We start from the raw sequence: 21,291 nt of genomic DNA, 5'->3' as shown, positions 1-21,291 counted from the left end.
AAGTTAGTGATAGTGCGTAGAGCAATTTTAGGACGACAGACATACCATAGAGCAACGATAGTTTGAGAATCCGCTACCATCTAATTGGGGTGGCTAAAAATGTATCGGGAGAGTGATAAAGATAATGAGTCCTGTAAAAGTCATAGCTGTAAGCAGTGGTAAGGGTGGTGTTGGTAAAACCAATATCTCAGTTAATTTGGCTTGCCAGTTAGCCAGACGCGGTAATCGCGTTTTACTGATGGATGCCGATTTAGGTTTGGCTAACGTCGATATCATGCTGGGGCTAAAGCCGAAATGGAATTTGTCTCATGTACTAGACGGCAAGTGCTCAATCGAAGATGTTCTGCTTACTGGCCCAGAGGGAATTTCGATTATTCCGGCTGCGTCGGGGATCAAAAAAATGGCAGAGCTGGGCAATGACCAGCATGCTGCTATTGTTCGCTCCCTGAGTGCGTTAAGTGGTGATTACGATGTAATGATTGTCGACACCGCCGCCGGCATCTCAGACAGCGTTATTACCTTCAGTCGCGCCAGCCAATATGTATTAGTGGTGGTAACAGACGAATTAACCTCAATGGCCGATGCCTACGCCTTGATTAAGGTTATGAATCGCGATGCTGGCATTAAGCGCTTTAAGGTTCTGCGCAATATGGTTAATAGCCACGATCACGCCCGCGATGGCTTTGAGCGTTTAAACGAAGTTGCCCAACGCTTTCTAGACGTCACACTGGAATACGCCGGATTTATTCCCCGCGATCCGTATTTGATAAAGGCCGATACCCGCCAAAAAGTCGTCAGCGATTTATATCCAGGCGCGGAGTCCTCGCTGGCATTCCGCCGCTTGGCAGAAACAGTCGATAAATGGGCAATGCCCAGCAGCCCAAGCGGCGATATTGAATTCTTTGTTGACCGCATGTTTACACCGGCGGCTGCCGCCGGAGTTGCGATGTGAACGGGCACTCCGCCTACCTCAATGTGCAATACGGCAGCCGCGAAGAGCTGGTAGAGCGTCATGCGCCTTTGGTAAAGCGAATAGCCTATCACTTGGTCAGTCGTTTGCCGGCCAGTGTCGAAGTTGATGACCTTATTCAGGCGGGCATGATTGGTCTGCTGGAAGCGGGCAGTAATTATCAGATGAATAAAGGCGCAAGTTTTGAAACCTTCGCCAGTATCCGTATTCGCGGCGCCATGATCGATCAGATGCGCCACAACGGCTGGGCACCACGCTCTGTAACTCGTCAACTGCGGGAAATGAGCGAAGCGGTTCGCAAGGTTGAAAGCCGCTTAGCCCGCGAGGCAAACGCCAATGAAATTGCCGATGAAATGGGCATATCGCTAGACGAATATCATGACTTATTGCGAGACACCAGTTCGGTGCGCCTGTTTAGCCTGGACCAAATGAGCGAAGGCGAACACGAAGCTATTGAGGTGGGCGGCGGCGATGATCGCTATGCACCGCTGGAAAATGTACTTGAAGACGACTTTCAGGCCGCACTGGTGAGCCAGATAAAGAGCTTGCCAGAGCGGGAAAAATTAGTGATGGCGCTCTACTACGAAAACGGCCTTAACCTTAAAGAAATTGGTGAGGTTATGGAAGTAAGCGAATCAAGAGTATGCCAAATCCACAGTCAAGCGATTGTCAGGCTTAAAAGTCGGCTAAGCGACTGGACTGCGGCCTAGCCAATATGAGCTGCCGCCAAGGTAGTAATCAAGAGCTAAGATGTAAGTACAGGAAGAATTCACAATGACTAAATATGACTATCTAGAATTTCCTATGAAGTTTGTTCAATGGTGCCAAAACTTATCTGAGGCGTCATTGCTCGGCTTAGTTCTGAGCATAGTGGGTGTTGGCTTGCTGATGTTTATGGTTAAAGCCCGCCGCAGCTATACTGTCAAAGAGATTACCCAAACCCAAAATGCCGATGTCGTTGTGGTGGCCTTGGAGCGCAAAATTGAATACCAGAATTCTGCTATGACAATGCTCGGCGAGCGTATATCGGCGTTAGAGGAATACTTGGAGATGCTCGGCGAGCGTCAACAGCGAAATGACGCTGATAAAAAAGACATGCGCTTTTACCAGCAAGTTAGCGTGATGGCAGGGCAGGGCGTTGGCGCGCCTGAATTAGCTCAGCGCTGTGGTATTTCTGCCAGCGAAGCTGATTTGATTACGGCCTTGTCTAAGAAGGCCCATTGAACTAAACACTCAACATTACCTAGCAGCTTGCTTGGCTATATATCGCCGCTAGTATAGTTCTGACAATCGTGGGACTAAACCAATAAAAATGCAGGATTAATAGTTGTCTGTAGTCGCTTGCTGCAAAATGCAGGGCAAGTACTGCTGTCCTTACTGGTAATTTTCTTATCGTTTACGTCTAAAATCTCTCTTCTTAAGCTTTCTCTCAGCTTGTTTCTACTACGCTAAGCCTGCGGTTTGTGGCCGTTTGTTATCGCGTTAAATGTGCTTAAGTTATGGCCAAGGACAAGGATTAAGGACTAAGAACCATAAGGCGCAATTTAGGCTAGCTTAAGTGTTTCATTTATTGATATACCTTAGCTCCAATAATTCCTCATTAGTCAAATTAAGCCTTATATGAAAGGCCCCCCATTCCCCGACGGCCTTTAAATCTGTTATAGTCCTACGTGAAAAACCTAAGGGGTGGCTACGGCCTGAGATGCGGTGGATTTGAATAAATCCACACTGCAAACCCTTGAACCTGATCCGGTTAATACCGGCGTAGGAATAGGTGAGCAGTCAAAAACCCTCTTCTAGCGCGTGCCGGGTCTCTTATTTTTGTTATATATGAGAGAGCCATGAATTATATATTTACCCCAAAACCCATTGCCTTGTCTGTCGGTCTTGCCTGTCTAATGACAGCGGGATTCGTCCATGCTGGCAGCAGTTCTAAAGCCAATAATCTTGAAGAAGTAGTGGTGACTAGTCAGTTTAGGGACAGCAGTTTGCTGGATCTTGCTAGCACCGTCAGTGTGTTTGACGCCGCGACTATTCAAGCACGCGGCGCTAACAATATCGAACAGCTACTCAATTTAGCTCCCAATGTAAATTTCTCCTCTGGTGCGTCGCGCGGTCGTTTCTTTCAGATTCGCGGTATCGGTGAGCGCAGCCAATTTATCGATCCGGTCAGTCCGTCGGTGGGTTTAATTATTGATGGCATTGATTTTAGCGGTCTGGGTTTGGCGGCGAGCACCCTAGATATTGACCAGGTAGAAGTGCTGCGTGGCCCCCAGGGCACAGCATACGGTGCCAATGCCTTGGCAGGCCTGATTAGTATGAGCAGCAAGGCGCCATCGGCAGAACAAATGCTCAAGGTCTCGGCGGAGATGGCTACTTACAATGGTAAAATCATTGGGCTAATTGCCAGTGGCCCGCTAAGCGAGCGCTTCGGTTATCGGCTGGCGGTGCAAAATCAGCAATCCGACGGTTACATTGAGAACACTTTTTTAAACCGAGATGACGTCAATAATATCGATGAGTCGGTGCTGCGTGGCAAGCTGAGTTTTGCTGCCAGCGAGACCTTAGAGATGGACTTTAATCTCTTACATATCGATTCCGACAATGGCTACGACGCCTTCTCTTTTTACAATAATCGTAAAACTCAGTCTGACCAGCCCGGCACTGATGCGCAGGAATCCCTTGCAGGCTCGGTGATTACGCGCTGGTCTGGTAATTCCGCCTTTAGCCTTGAATCGATCTTAAGCGCGGCCAGCTCAGAAACCGAATACGGTTACGATGAGGACTGGAGCTATGTGGGCTTTGATCCCAATGAGTACAGCTCGCAAGACAGCTACCTGCGCGATAAAGATAATATCAGCGCGGAATTGCGGTTTATTTCTAGCGAGCAGTCCAAACTGTTTAATGCCAGTAGCAGCTGGGTAGTCGGTGTCTACTTCCGTGAGGAAGCCGAAGATTTAGAGCGCAATGCCAGTTTTAGCAGCCAGTTCGAAACCGAGAACTACGCCGTGTATGGCCAGTTGATAACGGCCCTCAGTGATAAATTGAACGTGGTGTCTGGTCTGCGCCTTGAAAAACGTAATGCCGATTACAGTGATTCGCTGATGGTGAATTCAGCCAACGACGAGGACCTGTGGGGTGGCAATCTGACTGTGGAATACCGTTACGCCGACAATAAACTGGTATACAGCACTATTTCGCGAGGCTATAAGGCGGGTGGCGTTAACGGCCGTATCATTTCCGCGTCGGCAAGCAACACAGCGATTACGCCCGATGTATTCGAGTTTGATACCGAGCATATGATCAATTACGAAGTGGGCGTTAAGGGTTCGTGGCTGAACAGCCGTTTGCAGGCGCAGCTGGCGGTATTTTACCAAGACCGAAGTGATGTGCAGGCCAAGCAATCGTTTTTTGATCCGAACAATTTCTCTTTCGACGATTTTCTTGCCAATGCAGCCGGGGGTACAACAAGTGGTCTAGAAGTAGAGCTTAATTATTCGGCTAGCGAATCCTTACGATTTTTTGCCGCAGCCGGTGTCTTGAATGCAGAGTTTGATGACTTTGTAAGCCAGTCTCATGTCGATGCCAAAGATGACAATAATGGCGCGGCATTGGCGCCGGTAAACTTGGATGGCCGGGAAGTGGCCCACGCGCCGAAATACCAATTCTTTGTGGGTAGTGAGATATCCCTAATGGCAAACTTGATACTGCGAGTAGAGCTAGAAGGTAAAGACGAGTTCTACTTTTCTAATAGCCACAACGAAAAATCCAGCGACTATGAATTGATCAATGCGCGCCTAACTTACTTTGCCAGCAACTGGGACGTAGCTTTGTGGGGTCGGAATTTGACGGATCAAGACTATCAAACTCGAGGTTTCTACTTTAGTAATGCCTTCGGCAACAACCCCGCCAATGGCTACGCGCCAGAGACTTACTCTCAGTTGGCTGAGCCGAGGGTAGTGGGTGTGTCGGCTAACTATACTTTTTAATCAATGGCTTTGTTGATTTTAGCTGGGGCAGTAAATTGCCCCTTATAGCCGATTAAGTAATAACACGATATTGAAGGACGAGTGCAATGCAACTCTCTGTTGAAATCAGTATGTACCCCTTAAAAGACGAGTTTATTCCCGCGATTCAAGATTTTATTGATCGCTTGAATGCTCACTCAGCCCTTGAGGTGTTGACCAATACCATGAGCACCCAAGTGTTTGGTGACTACGATGTGGTGATGGATGTTCTGAAAAAAGAAATTCGCCTGTCTTATGAAAAATTTGGTCGCGCGATTTTTGTATGCAAGTTTATCGATGGCGATTTAAGCCCGGAGACTCGCGATGCTTAGTGAGCAGGTCGTTACCGCGATGACTGATGCTGTTGCGGCGATGTCCTTCTGGGAGTTGGGCGCGGTGGTATTAGCGCTGGCGTATCTTATTCTGGTCATGAGGGAAAATAGTCTATGCTGGTACGCGGCATTCCTCAGTACGTCTATCTACGTCTTTTTGTTTTGGGATGTGAGCTTGCTGATGGAGTCTGCCCTGCAGATTTTCTATTTAGTGATGGCAGTGTACGGCTGGTGGCAGTGGCGCAATAGAGGCGATGAACAGCAGGATTTGCGTATCCATCGCTGGTCGCTGCGCACCCACTTGCTAATCGCTGCGGTGGTGGGGGTGTTAACACTGGTCTTTGGCTATGTATTGGATACCTCCACTCATGCGGCTTTACCCTATTTAGATTCATTTACCACTTGGGGCGCGGTCATCACCACCTATATGGTGACACGTAAGGTCTTGGAAAACTGGATCTACTGGATTGTAATCGACGGCGCCTCGGTATATTTATATCTTGATCGTGGGCTGTATCTCACTGCCTTGTTGTTTGTGATGTATGTGGTGTTGGTGGTGTTTGGTTTCTTTCAGTGGTACGCCATTTACAAGCGCGAGCAGCTTGCGTCGCAATCATAAGGTCGCTATGACTTCAGCGCTAACAGACATTATTCCGTCAGACTGGGCCCTGTGGAGCAAGTCCAAGCCTGTCCTTATAAGGCCACTATTGGGTGGCTTGACCAACAAAAGCTGGCTGATTTCTGCGGATAACACCGTGATGGTATTGCGCCAAAATTCGTCTATCAGTGCAGCACTGAATTTAGATCGGGTTACCGAGGCGCAGGTTTTAAAATTAGCGGATCGCGCTGGGCTATGTGCTCCGCTGATCCACTACGATGCAGATTATCAGTATATGGTTGGCCATTTTGTCAGCGGCCAGCATTGGCGGGCGGATGCGGCGGGCTTAACATCCTTAGCGTATTTGTTGCGCAGTATTCACGGCCTAGCTGCAGTCGACGGATATTTAGATATTAATGAAAAAGCGGCGAGTTACTGGCGGGCAATAAGCAGCGCCGCTGAGTATGCCGCTGACTTAAAAAATCTAGCGGGGGATGTGGTACCGCATATTGAATATGCCAAGACTCTTAGTGCGGGAAGCTGTCTCTGTCATAACGATTTACTGCTAGAAAATGTAATTGCCGGCGATGATGGCCGTCTCTACGCCATCGATTGGGAATACGCCGCCATGGGTGATGCCTTCTACGAGCTTGCGGTAATTGTTGAGGGGCACGGCTTAAATGAGCAGCAACAGCGCATGTTGCTGGCAGAATATTTGCAGCGACCCCTGCAGCCCGATGACTGGCGTCGTCTGTATCACTGGCGGGTTATTTACGCTTATTTAACGGTGCTCTGGTATGCGGTGCAGTGGTCTAGCGGAGTGATGGCCTCCGCCAAGACGGCCAATGATATTGCCGAGCAGATTTGTGCTTTGCGGACGCTTATGAATATTGAGCAAATATAAAAGCCGCGCTAAATTGCTTCAACGCGGCTTTTTTCTCTATGATCGCGCTTGTGTCATCAGCTAGCTAAATGCTCAGGCCGCTTCAGCTTGGCTCTCGGCGGCTTGCTCCGCTGCATTGAGCACTGCTTGCAGAGAGGCTGAAATCACATCGCGATGTTTGGCTACCCCAATATATCGCTGGTTATTGATGGACAGGTGCACATAGGCAATCGCCTGCGAGTCTGTCCCGCTACCCAGCGCGTGTTCGCGATAGTCTAGAACTTCTATCTTGTCGCCAAATTCCTGCTGCCAGGCGTTGGCCAGCGCGCTGATGGCGCCGTCGCCATGCCCCTGAAGATGGCTGATGCCTCGGCGGTTCTTGTAGCTTATGCTGAGCAAGTCCTGCCCCGCGTTTTCAGTATTGTCTTGGCTAACTGAAAAATTTTGAATGCTAATATTCTGGCTCGTTTGCAGATAATGGGCGTCGAACAAATCCCATATTTGCGCCGAGGTGACTTCGCCAGAAATTTCCTCGGCCCGCGCTTGCACCATGCGACTGGCGTCTATTTGCAGCCAGCGAGGCAGTTCTAAGCCGAAGTCATTTTCTAGTATCCAGCTCACGCCGCCTTTACCTGACTGGCTGTTAATACGAATGACGGCTTCGTAGCTACGACCCAAATCGGCGGGGTCAATCGGCAGGTAGGCAACTTGCCACGGTTCGTCAGCTTGTTGCTTGCTCAGGCATTTACGGATTGCATCCTGATGACTGCCAGAAAAGGCAGTAAAGACCAGCTCGCCGGCATAAGGATGACGGGGATGAAGTGGAATCGCCGTGCAGTGTTCTACCACAGCGATAATCTCGTCCATATCAGCCAAATTTAGACCGGGGTCTACACCCTGGCTGTAGAGGTTCATGGCCATGGTGACAATGTCCATATTACCGGTGCGCTCGCCATTCCCCAGCAGCGTGCCTTCAACCCGATCGGCGCCCGCCATAACAGCCAGCTCGCCAGCGGCAACGCCACAGCCGCGATCATTGTGGGTGTGTACGCTCACGGTAATATCTTTGCGATAGCGCGTGTTGCGGCAGAACCATTCAACTTGGTCGGCAAACACATTGGGGCTGGCGCACTCGACGGTTGCCGGCAAATTGATAATGATGGGATTACCGCTGTCGCGCCATTCTGCAATCACCGCGTCGCTGACCTCAACTGCAAATTCAACTTCCGTGCTGCTAAAACTTTCTGGCGAATATTGGAATGACCAGTTGGTTTCAGGCTGCCGGATAGCGTAGTCCTTAACCCACTTTGCACCCTGTACCGCAATATTGGTAATGCCTTGTTTATCCAGACCGAAAACCCGTTCACGCTGCACCGGACTGGTGGAATTGTAGACGTGGATAATGGCATTCTTGGCACCTTTCAGCGCCTCGTAACTGCGCGCAATCAGTTCTTCGCGGGCTTGCGTCAGTACCTGAACTACGACGTTTTCAGGAATGCGGTCACCGTCGATGAGTGCGCGCACAAAATCGAAATCCGGCTGCGATGCGGCGGGAAAGCCCACTTCAATTTGAGTGAAGCCGAGTTTGACGAGCAGATCCCACATTCGCAGTTTTTGCTGCACGTTCATGGGCTCAACCAATGCCTGGTTACCATCGCGTAAATCGACAGAACACCACTGTGGTGTTGCCGAGATGGTGTTATTGGGCCACTGACGGTCTGCTATGCTGATGACCGGTGTGGACCGATATTTGCGGTGGTTGAACTCGCCCATGATCTGACTTTCCTTTTGCGTTGCGTCGGTGTTCTACGTAAATAGTGTGAGGGTAGGAGCCCGGTGTACCGGGCGTTTTACCGTGTTTCCTTGGCCATCTTTTATAAAGACTGGTGTTTTCGTGCGTGCTGAGCGCAGGGTGTAGCGGTCAGTGCGACGTAGTGTGCGGAGCGGTAACTCCACGTCACCTAGTATAGGGGGATCACTTTGGCAGGGGATTGCGAAGTTGTGTTTAAAATGGCGTAAATGCAATCAATTATTGCTTAAATCATATAAATAATAGAATATTATGCTTATATATTATCATTGGTTGAAATAAAATGAGTTTAGATGGTTATGACCGGCGGATTTTAGAAGCTTTACAAGAGGATGGTCGCCTGAGTAATCAGGATTTGGCTGATCTGATTGGTTTGTCACCCTCGCCGTGTTTGCGACGGGTGAGGCGCTTAGAAGAGGCGGGGCTGATTGCCGCCTACCGCGCCGTGCTAAATGCTCGGGCGCTGGGACTGAATTTAATGGCGTTCATTCAGATTAGTATGGATAGGCATACACCTGAGCGTTTCGAGAATTTTGAACGCCATATCGGAGAGCTACCGGAGGTCTTGGAATGTCATTTGATCACCGGTCAATCGGCGGACTATTTGTTAAAAGTAATAGTTGCCGATATGGATGGCTTTCAGGCTTTGCTGCTCAATAAGATCACTCGAATAGATGGTGTGACCGGCGTACACTCTAGCTTTGTGATGAAGTCTCCGGTAAGTAAAACCTCACTGCCCTTGTTGCCATCACCAGCGGGCTGATATCTTTGAATACAACGATATTTAATGACGAAAACACATAATAAGAGAGGGCTTTATGGAGAAGATTTTTGCAGCAAATCTTGATGATATTGAGGCGGACACCTTGTTAAGCAAAAATGTCAGTGGCAATAAAGTATTGCTGAGTCGAATAAATGGCCAGATTTGCGCGGTAGAAAACCGCTGCCCTCATCTGGGCTTGCCGCTCGCCAAGGGCAAAGTGTGTGACGGCGCGGTAGTGTGTCCCTTCCACGGTTCAAGTTTCGACCTCCTGAATGGCGACAATATTGATTGGACCAATGCATTTATCGGTATGCCCATGCCGGGATGGACCCATAAATTGATTGCCCTAGGGAAATCGCCACGGGCATTGAAAACCTTCAAAGTAGAGTGCGAAGGCGAACAGGTTTTTATTTACGTATAAGAACTCAGTTAAGCAGCGTTTTAAGGAATAAAATGGCAGTTGATTTTGAAGTCGTCACCATTTCCCATGCCATTCAGCAAGCCGTCGCGCCGGTGTTCTTGCTGGCGGGTATTGGTGGTATTTTAAATGTACTAACTAATCGTTTGGCGCGGATTATTGATCGCAGTCGCAACTTACACCACCGCTTAGAAACTGTGAGCGAAGAGCGTCGTCTGGTGATTCTTGACGAGTTGGCAATGCTCACTCGTCGGGCGAGGGTGGTACATCGCGCCATTGGCTTTAGCACTACCAGTGCACTATTGGTGTGTGTGGTGATTGCCATGTTGTTTTTGGGTGCGGTCATGAGCTGGAATAGCAGTGCTGCAGTGGCCTTGCTGTTTGTTTTTGCGATGTGTTTTTTAATAGCGGCCCTAACTGGGTTTTTACGCGAAATTCAGTTAGCTACGCGGATTATGTTAAACGGACCTTAGATCTAAGTATTGAACGAGCATAGGCGATTAGCCAGGGAAGCGTGATGATTACCTTATATGGATTTGGTGAGGCGTTTGGCATGGTAGATGCTAGTCCCTTTGTATTGAAGATCGATGCCTATCTGCGGATGGCGGGCTTAGAGTTTGAGCGCAAGTCGGTCATTTGTAATTTGCGTACCGCGCCCAAGGGCAAGCTGCCGTATATCGTCGACGATGGTAAAACCATTGCGGACTCGGCGTTTATTATCGATTACTTAAACGACAAGCCCGGTGTCACCATGAGTTCTGCTCTGAGTCCTGAGCAGCGCGCACACGCTTATTTGATTGCCAAATCCTTGGATGAAAATTTCTACTGGTGTTTGCTGTATTCCCGTTGGATTAGTGATCAAACCTGGCCACTAACCAAGCAGGCGCTATTTGGCGCTCTGCCTTTTCCCATAAGCCATATAGCGGCGACAGTCGTGCGCAGGAATATCCGCTCTGCTATTTATAAGCAGGGTATGGGCCGGCATTCAGAGTCGGAAATTCAACAGATCTTTATTAATACCCTAGACAGCCTTTCGGTTCTGCTGGGCAGTAAAAGTTACTTTATGAACGATAAGCCCAGCGTACTCGACGCTTGTGTTTTTGGTTTTCTAGGCCAAGTAATTTTAGCGGATGTCGTCAACGATTTTAGCGCTATCGCCATGCGGTATGAAAATTTAGTGGCCTTCTGCAATCAGATTCAAAAGCGTTATTACGCCCAGGCTTAGCAGTCTATTCATAGCGTGTTGATTCACCCTAAGCAGGCCCAACTGTCATGGCGAAGAGGGCATTGGCGCCAGTTTAGATGTGTTACTGAATTATGTGCTTTCCGCCGTTGCGGTGCTGATGTACTGGGTGTATAAGTCTAAGACTCCTGAGCAAGTGATAATCCATTTATGTATTGTTGATGCCCGCACTGGGGCAAAACCAACGACCACTCAATGTGTATTGCGCTAAATTGGCTACTACGTGTCGATGCCCCCCTCCTTGTTGATAGGCATCCTCTGGGTTGCTCGGTATCCTCTGGGTCGCTATAGACCCAAAGAAGCAGGGCTGGCACGACAAAATGGCAGGCACAATGGTGGTTGTGACAACAGTGGAAGATCAAGCCCAGGACGATAACGAGTGGTACAAATTGAGTTAGCGATGTAGAGGTGAGGTGAGTATGAATATTGTTGTTGTTGGCGGTGGGGCAGGAGGTTTACCACTGGTAACAAAATTAGGGAAAACGTTAGGCAAGCGCGGTAAAGCAAAGATCACCTTGGTAGATGCCAGCCCCAGCCATATTTGGAAGCCCCGCTTCCACGAAGTCGCCACTGGCGCGATAGATTCAGATTTAGATGCGGTAGATTATCGAGCCCACGCCCATCAAAATCATTACAACTTTGCTAAAGGCCGTATGAGTGGTCTAGATCGCGATAAAAAAGACATTATTCTTGAGCCGGTCATGACATCGACAGGCCAGGAGATATTGCCGGAACGTCGTATTCCCTATGATTATCTTGTGATTACCGTGGGTAGCCTTGGCAACGATTTTAATACCACTGGGGTCAGAGATCATTGTCTGTTTTTAGACACCCGCGAGCAAGCCGATCGCTTTCATGAACGATTTTTAAATCACTGCTCAAACGCAGATTATTATAACGACACCCTGTCAGTTGCAATTGTCGGCGGCGGCGCCACAGGTGTTGAATTAGCTGCAGAAATTCACCACGCTGTGGGGCTGTTAAAACTCTACGGTCTTAAAGCGCTGGATCGCAGCCGGCTGCAAGTTCACGTCATTGAGGCAGGGCCGCGCCTATTGCCCGCACTAAGTGAGCAGATCGCAAGCGCCGCCCAGGTCGAGCTAGAAAACCTAGGCGTAAAAGTGCATACCGCAACCATGGTCAAAGAAGCCGATGAGCAGGGCTTTATCACTGGTGACGGCGAACGTATTGACGCCGCGCTTTTGGTTTGGGCTGCTGGAATAAAAGCGCCGGATGTAGTGGGCCAGTGGGGCCTGCAAGTTAATCGTATTAACCAGTTGGTCGTTGATCCAAACTTACAAACTGCCGATGCCGCAATCTTTGCGATGGGTGATTGCTGTGCCTGTGAACTTGCAGCGGGCAAGAACGTACCACCGCGCGCCCAATCGGCTCAGCAAATGGCCAAGCACACTGCCAAAAACTTACAGCGCATTATTAATGGACAGCCACTTAAACCGTTTACCTATCGTGATCACGGTTCATTGGTATCGCTGTCTGAATATTCCGCACTGGGGAATTTAATGGGCAGTATGCGCGGCGGCAGCTTTTTCATAGAAGGCTGGCTGGCGCGAATAATGTACATCAGCCTGTATCGACTGCATCAAGCGGCTATCTATGGGTGGTTGCGGACCATTATGTTACTAATGGCGGGGCGTTTTAATCGGCTGGTAAGGCCTAGATTGAAGTTACACTAGCTTAAAAATGAGAGTGATGCGGCAATGACTAGGATGGCTTGCCGCAGTTCGGCAAAGCAGTCCCACATTGAAAGTTGCATCTTATTGCAAGGCATTAAATAAAAGTGGGGATTTATCCGCTAAGTCACATTAGGAGTCCGTCGCTGTTTCTTGTGCGATTGCGCATTGGTCACCTCTTTTCAGATGGCCAAATTCACTACGCCACTACACTATCGCAAAAACAGGCGTCACCTCAAAAGCCGGTGAACCAAGACGTTATGCTAAAAGGAGGTTTAAATGAACCGTCGTAGCTTTCTCAAAACTGGAGCCGTAGGAAGTTTAGGTGTCGCAAGTCAAGCCATTGGAAGTAATGGGAATGTGACCTTAGGCTTGCAAACACCAACAGAAATAGAGGGTCCGTTCTATCCAGTGATTGCGCAGCAAGATAAAGATTTTGACCTTACCAAGGTTAAGGGACGCAAAGCGAAGGCGTTGGGACAGCATATCGTCATCCATGGAGTCGTTATTGATACAGAAGGCAATCCTGTCGAAGGTGCTACCGTCGATCTATGGCAAGCTAACGCGGCTGGAAGATATTCTCACCCACATGACTCAAATCCGGCACCAGTGGACGACAACTTTCAGGGCTGGGCGATAGTGCCGAGTGGACAAAGTGGAGGGTTTCGATTTAGAACTGTGTTGCCAGGTATTTATCCTGTTGGAGGAGGGTGGTCGCGACCGCCACATATTCATTTTAAGGTGACCAAAAAGGGATATATTGAACTGACCACACAATTGTATTTTCCAGGGCAGCCATTAAACCAAGTTGACAGATTGCTTCAGAGGAAGAGTAAACAGGAACAAAAGCTGGTGATTGCGGAAAAATCGTCTGACACCCCTGATACTTTTTATTATCAGATAATCGTTGAAAAAGCATAACCCATTAAGCCCGAAGGACGCGCAAACCTAGCGCGCTTCTGCTTAAGGCTTTCATGCTGTATAAAAACCGACAGACTTCCATTTAATTCGGGATTTTTGGCCGTCCGCTTTTTACTAGGTCAGGGCATAAGTTGTGGAAATCTGATGCAACGGACTCCTACGTCAATAGCCGTCAATAGCCGTCAGTCGTTGATTCCGCGTTATCGAGACAAGTGAACAAGAGAGTGCTTCCCATTAACACATTGGAGAGTTACTTAACCCATTGAAATTAATAAAAAATGCGATATGATCAGGGGAAAGGGATATTTGGCAGAAATAAAGGGAATTAGTCTTCGTTTGACCGGCACTCGCTAATAGCGAGGCCGCCATCTCATTGAATTCCCTGATATTTTTTAATCCATACTGAAGCTCCAACTTTGATAAGGGGGGCGAAAGTTATATATGGCGCCATTGTTCTGAATAAAACTGTTATGCACTTAAAGTGGAAATACAAAATGGATGAAGTAATTGAGGTTAGTCTTGAACGTGTAGAAAAAATCATTGATGGGTTCGGAGCAGATGATTTTTCAACTGTAGCTGTCTTGCGTGAATATTGCGGTGGCTTTTTCAGCAATAAGGAAACGCCTGCTTATTACTCCTTCAATGCGCAATTTGGTAAGTTGCTAAGACGCAATGAAGAGCGTCTTGGTATTGTTCAGGTTGAGTCCGCGGCATCTGAAACTGATGATCGTGTGCCACCAGTCAAAACAACAACGTCCATTTGGCGCCGAAATGCATAATAAGGTCGGCCGAGACACGGAACATATTTGCAATGAAATTGCTGCGAGCCATTAAGATATGAAGGCCCCACTAGTGTTATCCAAACAAAGCTATAACTATGATTTGAAATATTGTCGCTAGGCGGCTCTTATCAGGCCCTACGCTGGTATTTGAATATTCAACTGCTCATAACTGCAGGCTTAAACAAACTCGAGGATTAATCTGCGAGCTTGGCTGTACAGTTACAATAGTGGTCAGTCGCTGTTTCCGCGTTGTCGAGACAAGTGAACAATAGAGTGCTTCCTATTAACACAGTGGAGAGTTACTTAACTTATTGAAATTTCTAAAAAACGAGATACGATCAAAGGAAAGGAATATTTGGCAGAAATAAAGGGAATTAGTCTCCGTTTGACTGGCACTCGCTAATAGCTAGGCCGCCATCTGATTGAATTCCCAATAATTTTTCAATCAACATAAGAACCAGTTCCGTGATAAGGGGGCCAAAGTGATATATGGCCTGAGTCGTTATAATAAACTGTTAGGCGAAAATAGAAGTACGTCATGAATCAAGAATATAAAAAAGAACTGATACAAAGAGGCATCGATAACGGGAATTTCCCTAAGCTGCTATATAAGTACAGGACATTAAATCAAGTAAAACAAATATTAGATAATTTCTCATTTTGGTTTGCTACTCCAGACACATTTAATGACCCATTTGACTGTGGTCTTTCAGAGAATCCAGCTCCGACTTTGGATGACGCACGAAATCACTTTAAGAGGCTGAAAATTGCTGAAGAGACAATAGAGAAATCAATAGAGTGGCTAGAAAGAAATCCAGAAGAATTAGCTGGACTTGTAAAAAATGCGAAGGAGAAGTCCATTTACACTAAAGGTGTTCTATCTCTTTCAGAAAGATTTGATGATATTTTAATGTGGTCACATTATTCTCAATATCACCAAGGGGCTGTTTTCGGCTTAGATATGGAAGCCGACTTAGATTTCTTTGTGACGCCCATAAGAATCGATTACAAAGATAGTTATGAAGAGCTTAATTACTTATCTGATCCTGAAAAATCAACCATTGATACACTCAAAATTAAATCGTCTCAATGGATCTATGAAAGTGAAATCAGGATATATAAAAATAAATCAGGGCTACACAAAATTAGCGAAAAGGCTATCCGTGAAGTCTATTTTGGAATCAACACTACTCAAGAAGATATTGATGAGATACGTAAAATATGTTGTAGCAAAGGTTTAACTAATATTAACTTTTTTAAAGGTGTAAAAGCCCACGGCTCATTCAAAGTGGAATTTAAGGCTTTGTAATCGCCTAAAAAGCGCATGTTGGCGGACTGGTTTTCCGCTGCGCTCCAAACCAGCCAAAAATGCGGGCGTTAGCTGCCAAGGAAAGTGATTCGAAATGTTTAAAGTCCATACATCGTTCGAAAATTGTTACGGAATAAAAAAACTCAATTATGTTTTTGACTTTTCAGAAAAGTCTATTTACGCAGTTTATTCGCCTAACGGAACAATGAAAACTTCATTTGCAAAGGCTTTCATGGATTTTAGTAAAAATTCCAAGTCGTCCGATTTGGTTTTTCCTGATAGAAACACGGTTAGAAGTATAAAAAGTGAAGATGGAAATGATTTAGATTCCGAGCAAATATTTGTAATTGAACCATACAACCAAGAATATAAATCAGAAAAGCTATCTACTCTGCTGGTTAATAGTGACCTAAAGGCAAAATATGATGCGATTCATGGCAGTATTGATGAGAGAAAAGTAATTTTATTGAACGAACTTAATCCGCTTTCCGGACTCAAGAAGGGGATTGATAAATCGTTTTCCTTCGCATTTACACACTCTGAAAATGAATTCTATAAGGCATTGGTTAGGGTTAAAGAAGAGGTGCTTGATGAAGAGGAGCCTCTATTTGACGATATATCTTACACGTCAGTCTTCTCTGATAAAGTTGTTGCTTTTATAGGTACAAAAGACTTTAAAGAAAAAATATCTGAATATATTGAAAAATATGATGAATTAATCGACTCCTCAACCTATTTCAAACGAGGTGTTTTTAATCACAATAACGCATCGGTTGTAGCAAAAAATTTAAAGGACAACGGTTTCTTTGAGGCGAAACACTCCGTGTCGCTGAATTCTGGAGGTGAAAAAAAGGAAATATCGACACAAAAAGAATTGGAAGAGGTAATAACTCAAGAAAAAGATGCAATATTGAATAATCCTGATCTAACAAAGGCGTTCGATGCTCTAGATTCCAAACTAAAGGCTAACAAGGAGTTGCGGGACTTTAGGGATTACTTACTAGAAAATAAAAAAATATTACCCGAGTTAGAAAACCTTGATTTATTTAAACAAAAGCTATGGATTTCATATCTTAAAGCTACTAAAGAATCATACGTTAATCTTGAACTTGAATATAGTAAAGGTAAGGAAGAGATTGAGGTAATTATAAAAGAAGCAAAAAGGGAGGAGACCGGCTGGCGAAATGTAATAGATATTTTTAATAAAAGGTTTTCGGTTCCATTTCGACTTTCAGTTGACAATCAAGAAGATGTAATTTTAAAGAGCGATGGGCCTAGCATTAAATTTACCTTCGAAGACTCTGAAGGTAGCAAACCTATTAACGAGTCAGATTTGTTAAGAGTTCTTAGTAATGGGGAAAAGCGAGCACTATATATACTAAATATTATATTTGAAGTTGAGGCTAGGAAGTCAAAAAGGCAGAAAACATTATTTATAGTAGATGATATAGCCGATTCGTTCGATTACAAAAATAAGTATGCAATAGTAGAGTACCTGAAAGATATTTCGATGTTCAGTGATTTTTACCAAATATTACTTACTCATAATTTCGATTTTTACAGAACAATATGTGGCAGGCTCGACATGAGACGAGAGCATAAGCTACATACGATAAAAAATGATGATGAAGTGATCTTGGTGCAAGAAAAGTATCAGAATAGCCCATTTCAGCACTGGAAAAATCATTTGAATAGCAATAAAGCAATGCTTATTGCATCCATTCCATTTGTCCGAAATATTGCCGAGTATTCTGATGATACGGAAAGTTTTAATAAGTTAACATCGCTGTTACATATTAAAAATGATACTGATTCTATCAGCGTGGCTGATCTCGAATGCATTCACAAAGGGATATTGAAAAATCACGCGAACTTGGATCTGCCAGATAAAGATCACATTGTTTTAGATATTATTTTTGAAGAGGCAAATCGGATTACTGGTGAAGAAGGGGAGCAGATCGACCTGGAAGGAAAGATAGTATTGGCAATTGCCATTCGCCTAAAGGCCGAGGAATATATGATCGCCTCAATCAATAATCCAGTGTTTGTTAATTCGATTACTAGCAACCAGACTTTCAAGCTATACAGTAAGTACATTGAAATGAGTCTTGGTGACCGACTAAAATTGGAAATACTCGCCCAAGTAAATTTGATGACACCGGAAAATATTCATATAAATTCGTTTATGTATGAACCTATATTGGATATGTCTAATCTGACTCTTGTTAATTTATACGAAAATGTTAAGAACACGCTGTTGTGACTGAAAATCAGCTAACAAGCGCTTCCAGTCTGACGCCAAAGCCTCCACGTTTTTGTGTTACTCGCTGCGCTCAAACATTAACACAAAAACCTTCCGGCTTCAGCGCAGCTGAAGCGAGCGTTATGTGTAAATAATGATGGAATTCAATCAAGTACTTTACCTATTGATTATTGGAGTCTGTATAGCGATTCCCCTCTCAAAGGTATACAAATTGATCAATAAAAAGTGTCCTGAATGCGGCGGTAATTTGTTTCTAGATAAAGTTAAAGATCCGGTGGGCTTTAATGCCACAAAAGAAATTACGGTTTCTTTCTATCGAGGGCCAAGAAAATATACTAAAAGCTTAGTTTGCAATAATTGCAGTCACAAAGTCAAAGTACAACACTGGGGTACTTAGTTTTGTGTACTGTTCAACTTCAACACATAACAAGTAGTACCAACGGACTCCGTAATATTGGCACCTTTAGCGCAAAGAAACGCACAAAAGTCGCCAATATCACTACGCCGTTGTGCTAGGCGTTATGCGGTCATTAAATTTCAGCTACCAAATTAGGATTTAAATGTGCTTACAAAACTAATACTCGTCTTAGGTCTAATTTGTTCTTTGCCAGCTTTTGCTACTGAGAATACTACTTCAATTAATAATGAAACACCGGGAAGAATTGTTGAAATAAATTTAAAAGAAAATGCAGAGCTATATAAGATTTTATATGAGAACTCTAAGAGTGCGAACGATCGTCTAATTACTACAATACATCTGATCATTGGAGTTGTGATCACTTTTCTTATAGCGTTATTTGGTACTCAATTCTTATTTAACTTCAAATTAAAAAAAGAAGAAATTCATAGTATCAAGACAGAATTAGATAAAAAAATATCCAATTCTAATTTTGATTTCATTAAACAAATTAACACTCTTTATAACGATAAAGAAAAGCTATTTCGACAAGATTTTAATTTATTTAAACAAGAAATTAGCAAAAATATAGATGTTCGATTATTTGATGAACACAAATCAATTAATTTAAATTTTGACAAGTGCAAGCAAGACACTGAAACGGTTAAATCCGCATTAGAATATAAAATTGAACATGTTGATATAAAGCTTGAAAAAAATATTGGTGATGTTTGGGATTTAAAAGGAGTTAAAGCCAACGCTTTGGCTCGTTATACAACGACAGCCATACTTGAACTTAAAAATGGCCATGAGATAAAATACACTCTCTCGGATATTGTCACCATAATAAATAAAGAAATAGAAATAACCGAAGGCCGTAAAAATGAATTGGACAATCTTATAAGTCTTTTGCCTGCAAAATATGAATCTCAACGAGATGCAATTGAATTTAAATTGAATTCTATGAGAGTTTTTAAGTATGTGGATGATCCCATTAATGTTGGGCAACGAATTGAGATGACAGTTCGTGAGGCAACCGCATAACAAGTTGCCTAAATTCGCCGCAAACAGCGCGGCTGGGACAAATACTCTCTGGGCTTCGCCCGACAACGTTCGCATTTGCCCTTTGGCAAAGCGTTATAAGTAGTTGAGGTAATTATGGAAGAAGCCAGATTTACCAAAATACTCAGAGTCCTTGCAGTGCTGTTAGGTCTCTTCATGTTTGGCATGGCAGCATTCATGTATTTAGCATTGGGTAATTCTGATCTTTGGGTCGGTGTAATTCTTGGTCCTATATTTTTTCTATTTGGTATATTAGGTAAAAATAAATTCGCCAAATTACTCCCAGGAGCCTCGCGTAATGTATTTTGAAGCAGTGCACACTTATAACAAGTCGCAGCACAGCGCAGCTTCGCTGCCCGGACAAGCTACACTGCGTTTCGCTTGCTCGTGTGCGAGGCGTTATGAGTATTTCTGATGGAAGCTGGATTTTTACTACTTTCTACAGCTGGTAGTCTGTTCGAGAAGGTTAAACACGACTATGAAGTTTTGCAGGGTAATCAGCTCGACCCTTACTCAGCATTTAATTTTTTCGTTACAGCTGAGCACTTGCCAGAATGGTTAGGTAAACAAGAGCTCAAGTATTCAAATCCTTATCTGCGTATATGCTCACACCTAGCTACTGGAGCAAAGCATTACATTGTTACGCACAAGAATAAGACGCAGGTAGAGTCGAGCAGTGTCGATATTTATGTAGAAGAGGGTCACGTTGTAGGAGACTACTTCGAGGAAGTGCTCACAATCCAGCTAAGCGAAGTGGAGGCAGAAAACATAGGGGCTTCTTCCATCCCTATACTTAAACTTGCAGATAAAATTATCGAGTTTTGGGAGGGGTATTTTGAAACTCTACACTCATAACAAGGCATTGCAGCGGACTAGCCGCTGAATGCGGCGTTATGCATAAGGCCGAAATATGAACTTTGTAGCGTACTTTTTTTGTACTGGCGGTATTGTCGCTTGTGGCAATCTTTGCCGCTCAGGGCAACGTTGAAGTTTCATTGATATACGTCGTGCTGGCAGGCATTTGGTATCAAACAGGTACGTGCTTCATGAAGCGTAAGCTATGGGCTTGGTGGTCTTCTCTGATTTTGTTGTCTATGTTCTGCTTTGGTAGCGCATTGTCTGTATGGTCTTCAATTGTACAACCGCTGATAACTCCTGGAGTCGTTGGGGTCGGTTACGGTCGCTGGGTGTCGTTAGTGCTATTAATTTTCACCGGTTATCTAGTTTCGGTTTTGGTGAAGCCAGCAACTAGAGAGGCATTTAAAAATGCATAACAAACACGCGCAGTTTGCCGCTGAGAAGCGCGGCAGGACAGCCAATGCCTCGCGCGTTTTTGTGCAATCGCTTCGCTCATTGTTGCACAAAAGCGCGCTCCACTTTGTCTGCCCCTGGCTTGGGCGTTGTCGATAAAAAATCTTATCCGAATTCAATTTTAGTTAGTTAATGCTAATGTCAGCAAAGTGGCAAAAGTGACGTTTAAACCAAATCCCTCGAACGACGTAGTTTTTTAGCACCAATGAATATTGTTGCTAATGTTCACTTGGTACGCATTGCTGACATTAACTATGGGTTGTTATTTAGGTCAACTGATAGCCATAAGCTGACCTTAGCTTTTGTGAAAGCACGATCATATTTGGGCAATACTAACTGAAGTCTCTTGCTCATTTGTGGGGCTGGTTTAAACTTATTATCGTTGGTATTCCACATTTTAACGTTAACTAATGACACAAAGTATCCATAAGTTTTATTGGGTGACGGCTCACAAGTGCCAATTTGTGAGCCGTCACCAACTGATTTTAAAAGTAATTCACTCAAATTGAACTATAGAGAAGTTTATTACTT

General features: G+C 44.9%; 20 protein-coding genes and 1 riboswitch. Of the genes, 19 read left to right on the top strand and 1 reads right to left on the bottom strand.

Annotated features, from left to right (window positions below; all coding sequences use genetic code 11):
• Nucleotides 1-124: 124 nt before the first annotated feature.
• The 7 genes from ACI955_RS11225 (at nucleotide 125) to ACI955_RS11195 (ending at nucleotide 6,811) form a co-directional block, all read left to right on the top strand.
• Nucleotides 125-952: a MinD/ParA family protein gene (locus ACI955_RS11225; RefSeq protein WP_415243827.1), complete on the top strand. Its 828-nt coding sequence runs from the start codon at nucleotides 125-127 to the stop codon at nucleotides 950-952.
• Complete coding sequence (locus ACI955_RS11220) at nucleotides 949-1,680, top strand: RNA polymerase sigma factor FliA (protein ID WP_415243826.1); 732 nt, start codon at nucleotides 949-951, stop codon at nucleotides 1,678-1,680. Before ACI955_RS11225 ends, ACI955_RS11220 begins: the two co-directional genes overlap by 4 nt.
• 64 nt (nucleotides 1,681-1,744) lie before the next feature.
• Nucleotides 1,745-2,194 (top strand): DUF2802 domain-containing protein, encoded by a 450-nt coding sequence (locus tag ACI955_RS11215; protein WP_415243825.1) that lies wholly within the window; start codon nucleotides 1,745-1,747, stop codon nucleotides 2,192-2,194.
• A gap of 448 nt (nucleotides 2,195-2,642) precedes the next feature.
• Nucleotides 2,643-2,758, top strand: a riboswitch (TPP riboswitch).
• 53 nt (nucleotides 2,759-2,811) lie between these two features.
• The gene (locus ACI955_RS11210) at nucleotides 2,812-4,959 is read left to right on the top strand and encodes a TonB-dependent receptor (RefSeq protein WP_415243824.1); all 2,148 of its coding nucleotides are present in this window, start codon (nucleotides 2,812-2,814) and stop codon (nucleotides 4,957-4,959) included.
• 86 nt (nucleotides 4,960-5,045) lie between these two features.
• A complete protein-coding gene (locus ACI955_RS11205) occupies nucleotides 5,046-5,309 on the top strand; it encodes a YkoF family thiamine/hydroxymethylpyrimidine-binding protein (RefSeq protein WP_415243823.1) in 264 nt (87 codons plus the stop codon).
• A complete protein-coding gene (gene pnuC, locus ACI955_RS11200) occupies nucleotides 5,302-5,928 on the top strand; it encodes a nicotinamide riboside transporter PnuC (protein WP_415243822.1) in 627 nt (208 codons plus the stop codon). The genes ACI955_RS11205 and pnuC overlap by 8 nt, the downstream gene beginning before the upstream one ends.
• A 7-nt stretch (nucleotides 5,929-5,935) precedes the next feature.
• Nucleotides 5,936-6,811 (top strand): choline kinase family protein, encoded by an 876-nt coding sequence (locus ACI955_RS11195; RefSeq protein WP_415243821.1) that lies wholly within the window; start codon nucleotides 5,936-5,938, stop codon nucleotides 6,809-6,811.
• A gap of 72 nt (nucleotides 6,812-6,883) precedes the next feature.
• Here the strand turns inward: ACI955_RS11195 and ACI955_RS11190 are convergent, their stop codons facing one another.
• Nucleotides 6,884-8,563: a 2-isopropylmalate synthase gene (locus ACI955_RS11190; protein ID WP_415243820.1), complete on the bottom strand. Its 1,680-nt coding sequence runs from the start codon at nucleotides 8,561-8,563 to the stop codon at nucleotides 6,884-6,886.
• Between the two features lie 320 nt (nucleotides 8,564-8,883).
• Here ACI955_RS11190 and ACI955_RS11185 point away from each other — a divergent pair, with 320 nt between their 5' ends.
• The 12 genes from ACI955_RS11185 (at nucleotide 8,884) to ACI955_RS11130 (ending at nucleotide 20,304) form a co-directional block, all read left to right on the top strand.
• Nucleotides 8,884-9,363, top strand: a complete 480-nt coding sequence (locus ACI955_RS11185; RefSeq protein WP_415243819.1) for an Lrp/AsnC family transcriptional regulator — start codon at nucleotides 8,884-8,886, stop codon at nucleotides 9,361-9,363.
• 55 nt (nucleotides 9,364-9,418) lie between these two features.
• Entirely contained in the window at nucleotides 9,419-9,784 is a 366-nt protein-coding gene (locus ACI955_RS11180) for a Rieske (2Fe-2S) protein (RefSeq protein WP_415243818.1), read from the top strand.
• Nucleotides 9,785-9,816: 32 nt separating this feature from the next.
• A complete protein-coding gene (locus ACI955_RS11175) occupies nucleotides 9,817-10,254 on the top strand; it encodes a DUF2721 domain-containing protein (protein WP_415243817.1) in 438 nt (145 codons plus the stop codon).
• A gap of 44 nt (nucleotides 10,255-10,298) precedes the next feature.
• Entirely contained in the window at nucleotides 10,299-11,006 is a 708-nt protein-coding gene (locus tag ACI955_RS11170) for a glutathione S-transferase family protein (RefSeq protein WP_415243816.1), read from the top strand.
• 437 nt (nucleotides 11,007-11,443) lie between these two features.
• Nucleotides 11,444-12,718 (top strand): NAD(P)/FAD-dependent oxidoreductase, encoded by a 1,275-nt coding sequence (locus tag ACI955_RS11165; RefSeq protein WP_415243815.1) that lies wholly within the window; start codon nucleotides 11,444-11,446, stop codon nucleotides 12,716-12,718.
• Between the two features lie 276 nt (nucleotides 12,719-12,994).
• Nucleotides 12,995-13,636, top strand: coding sequence for a hypothetical protein (locus ACI955_RS11160; RefSeq protein WP_415243814.1), 642 nt, complete (start codon nucleotides 12,995-12,997; stop codon nucleotides 13,634-13,636).
• 494 nt (nucleotides 13,637-14,130) lie between these two features.
• Entirely contained in the window at nucleotides 14,131-14,415 is a 285-nt protein-coding gene (locus ACI955_RS11155; protein ID WP_415243813.1) for a hypothetical protein, read from the top strand.
• A gap of 541 nt (nucleotides 14,416-14,956) precedes the next feature.
• Nucleotides 14,957-15,727, top strand: a complete 771-nt coding sequence (locus ACI955_RS11150; protein WP_415243812.1) for a DUF2971 domain-containing protein — start codon at nucleotides 14,957-14,959, stop codon at nucleotides 15,725-15,727.
• A 94-nt stretch (nucleotides 15,728-15,821) separates the two neighbouring features.
• Complete coding sequence (locus ACI955_RS11145) at nucleotides 15,822-17,990, top strand: hypothetical protein (protein ID WP_415243811.1); 2,169 nt, start codon at nucleotides 15,822-15,824, stop codon at nucleotides 17,988-17,990.
• 562 nt (nucleotides 17,991-18,552) lie between these two features.
• On the top strand, nucleotides 18,553-19,431 hold the full coding sequence (locus ACI955_RS11140; RefSeq protein ID WP_415243810.1) for a hypothetical protein: 879 nt from the start codon (nucleotides 18,553-18,555) through the stop codon (nucleotides 19,429-19,431).
• Nucleotides 19,432-19,545: 114 nt separating this feature from the next.
• A complete protein-coding gene (locus tag ACI955_RS11135; protein WP_415243809.1) occupies nucleotides 19,546-19,758 on the top strand; it encodes a hypothetical protein in 213 nt (70 codons plus the stop codon).
• A 105-nt stretch (nucleotides 19,759-19,863) separates the two neighbouring features.
• Complete coding sequence (locus tag ACI955_RS11130) at nucleotides 19,864-20,304, top strand: hypothetical protein (RefSeq protein ID WP_415243808.1); 441 nt, start codon at nucleotides 19,864-19,866, stop codon at nucleotides 20,302-20,304.
• Nucleotides 20,305-21,291: the final 987 nt, after the last annotated feature.

Source organism: Zhongshania sp. (assembly GCF_047636175.1).
In the GTDB taxonomy this organism is placed as follows: Bacteria; Pseudomonadota; Gammaproteobacteria; order Pseudomonadales; family Spongiibacteraceae; genus Spongiibacter.
Note: the sequence above shows the minus strand (reverse complement) of the source record. Positions and strands in the feature narration are given on the sequence as shown.

Excerpts from the sequence above, each read along its gene's own strand:
- ACI955_RS11225 (WP_415243827.1), top strand. The coding sequence starts at position 125 with ATGAGTCCTGTAAAAGTCATAGCTGTAAGCAGTGGTAAGGGTGGTGTT.
- ACI955_RS11215 (WP_415243825.1), top strand. The coding sequence starts at position 1,745 with ATGACTAAATATGACTATCTAGAATTTCCTATGAAGTTTGTTCAATGG.
- ACI955_RS11210 (WP_415243824.1), top strand. The coding sequence starts at position 2,812 with ATGAATTATATATTTACCCCAAAACCCATTGCCTTGTCTGTCGGTCTT.
- ACI955_RS11205 (WP_415243823.1), top strand. The coding sequence starts at position 5,046 with ATGCAACTCTCTGTTGAAATCAGTATGTACCCCTTAAAAGACGAGTTT.
- pnuC (WP_415243822.1), top strand. The coding sequence starts at position 5,302 with ATGCTTAGTGAGCAGGTCGTTACCGCGATGACTGATGCTGTTGCGGCG.
- ACI955_RS11195 (WP_415243821.1), top strand. The coding sequence starts at position 5,936 with ATGACTTCAGCGCTAACAGACATTATTCCGTCAGACTGGGCCCTGTGG.
- ACI955_RS11190 (WP_415243820.1), bottom strand. The coding sequence starts at position 8,563 with ATGGGCGAGTTCAACCACCGCAAATATCGGTCCACACCGGTCATCAGC.
- ACI955_RS11185 (WP_415243819.1), top strand. The coding sequence starts at position 8,884 with ATGAGTTTAGATGGTTATGACCGGCGGATTTTAGAAGCTTTACAAGAG.
- ACI955_RS11180 (WP_415243818.1), top strand. The coding sequence starts at position 9,419 with ATGGAGAAGATTTTTGCAGCAAATCTTGATGATATTGAGGCGGACACC.
- ACI955_RS11175 (WP_415243817.1), top strand. The coding sequence starts at position 9,817 with ATGGCAGTTGATTTTGAAGTCGTCACCATTTCCCATGCCATTCAGCAA.
- ACI955_RS11170 (WP_415243816.1), top strand. The coding sequence starts at position 10,299 with ATGATTACCTTATATGGATTTGGTGAGGCGTTTGGCATGGTAGATGCT.
- ACI955_RS11165 (WP_415243815.1), top strand. The coding sequence starts at position 11,444 with ATGAATATTGTTGTTGTTGGCGGTGGGGCAGGAGGTTTACCACTGGTA.
- ACI955_RS11160 (WP_415243814.1), top strand. The coding sequence starts at position 12,995 with ATGAACCGTCGTAGCTTTCTCAAAACTGGAGCCGTAGGAAGTTTAGGT.
- ACI955_RS11155 (WP_415243813.1), top strand. The coding sequence starts at position 14,131 with ATGGATGAAGTAATTGAGGTTAGTCTTGAACGTGTAGAAAAAATCATT.
- ACI955_RS11150 (WP_415243812.1), top strand. The coding sequence starts at position 14,957 with ATGAATCAAGAATATAAAAAAGAACTGATACAAAGAGGCATCGATAAC.
- ACI955_RS11145 (WP_415243811.1), top strand. The coding sequence starts at position 15,822 with ATGTTTAAAGTCCATACATCGTTCGAAAATTGTTACGGAATAAAAAAA.
- ACI955_RS11135 (WP_415243809.1), top strand. The coding sequence starts at position 19,546 with ATGGAAGAAGCCAGATTTACCAAAATACTCAGAGTCCTTGCAGTGCTG.
- ACI955_RS11130 (WP_415243808.1), top strand. The coding sequence starts at position 19,864 with ATGGAAGCTGGATTTTTACTACTTTCTACAGCTGGTAGTCTGTTCGAG.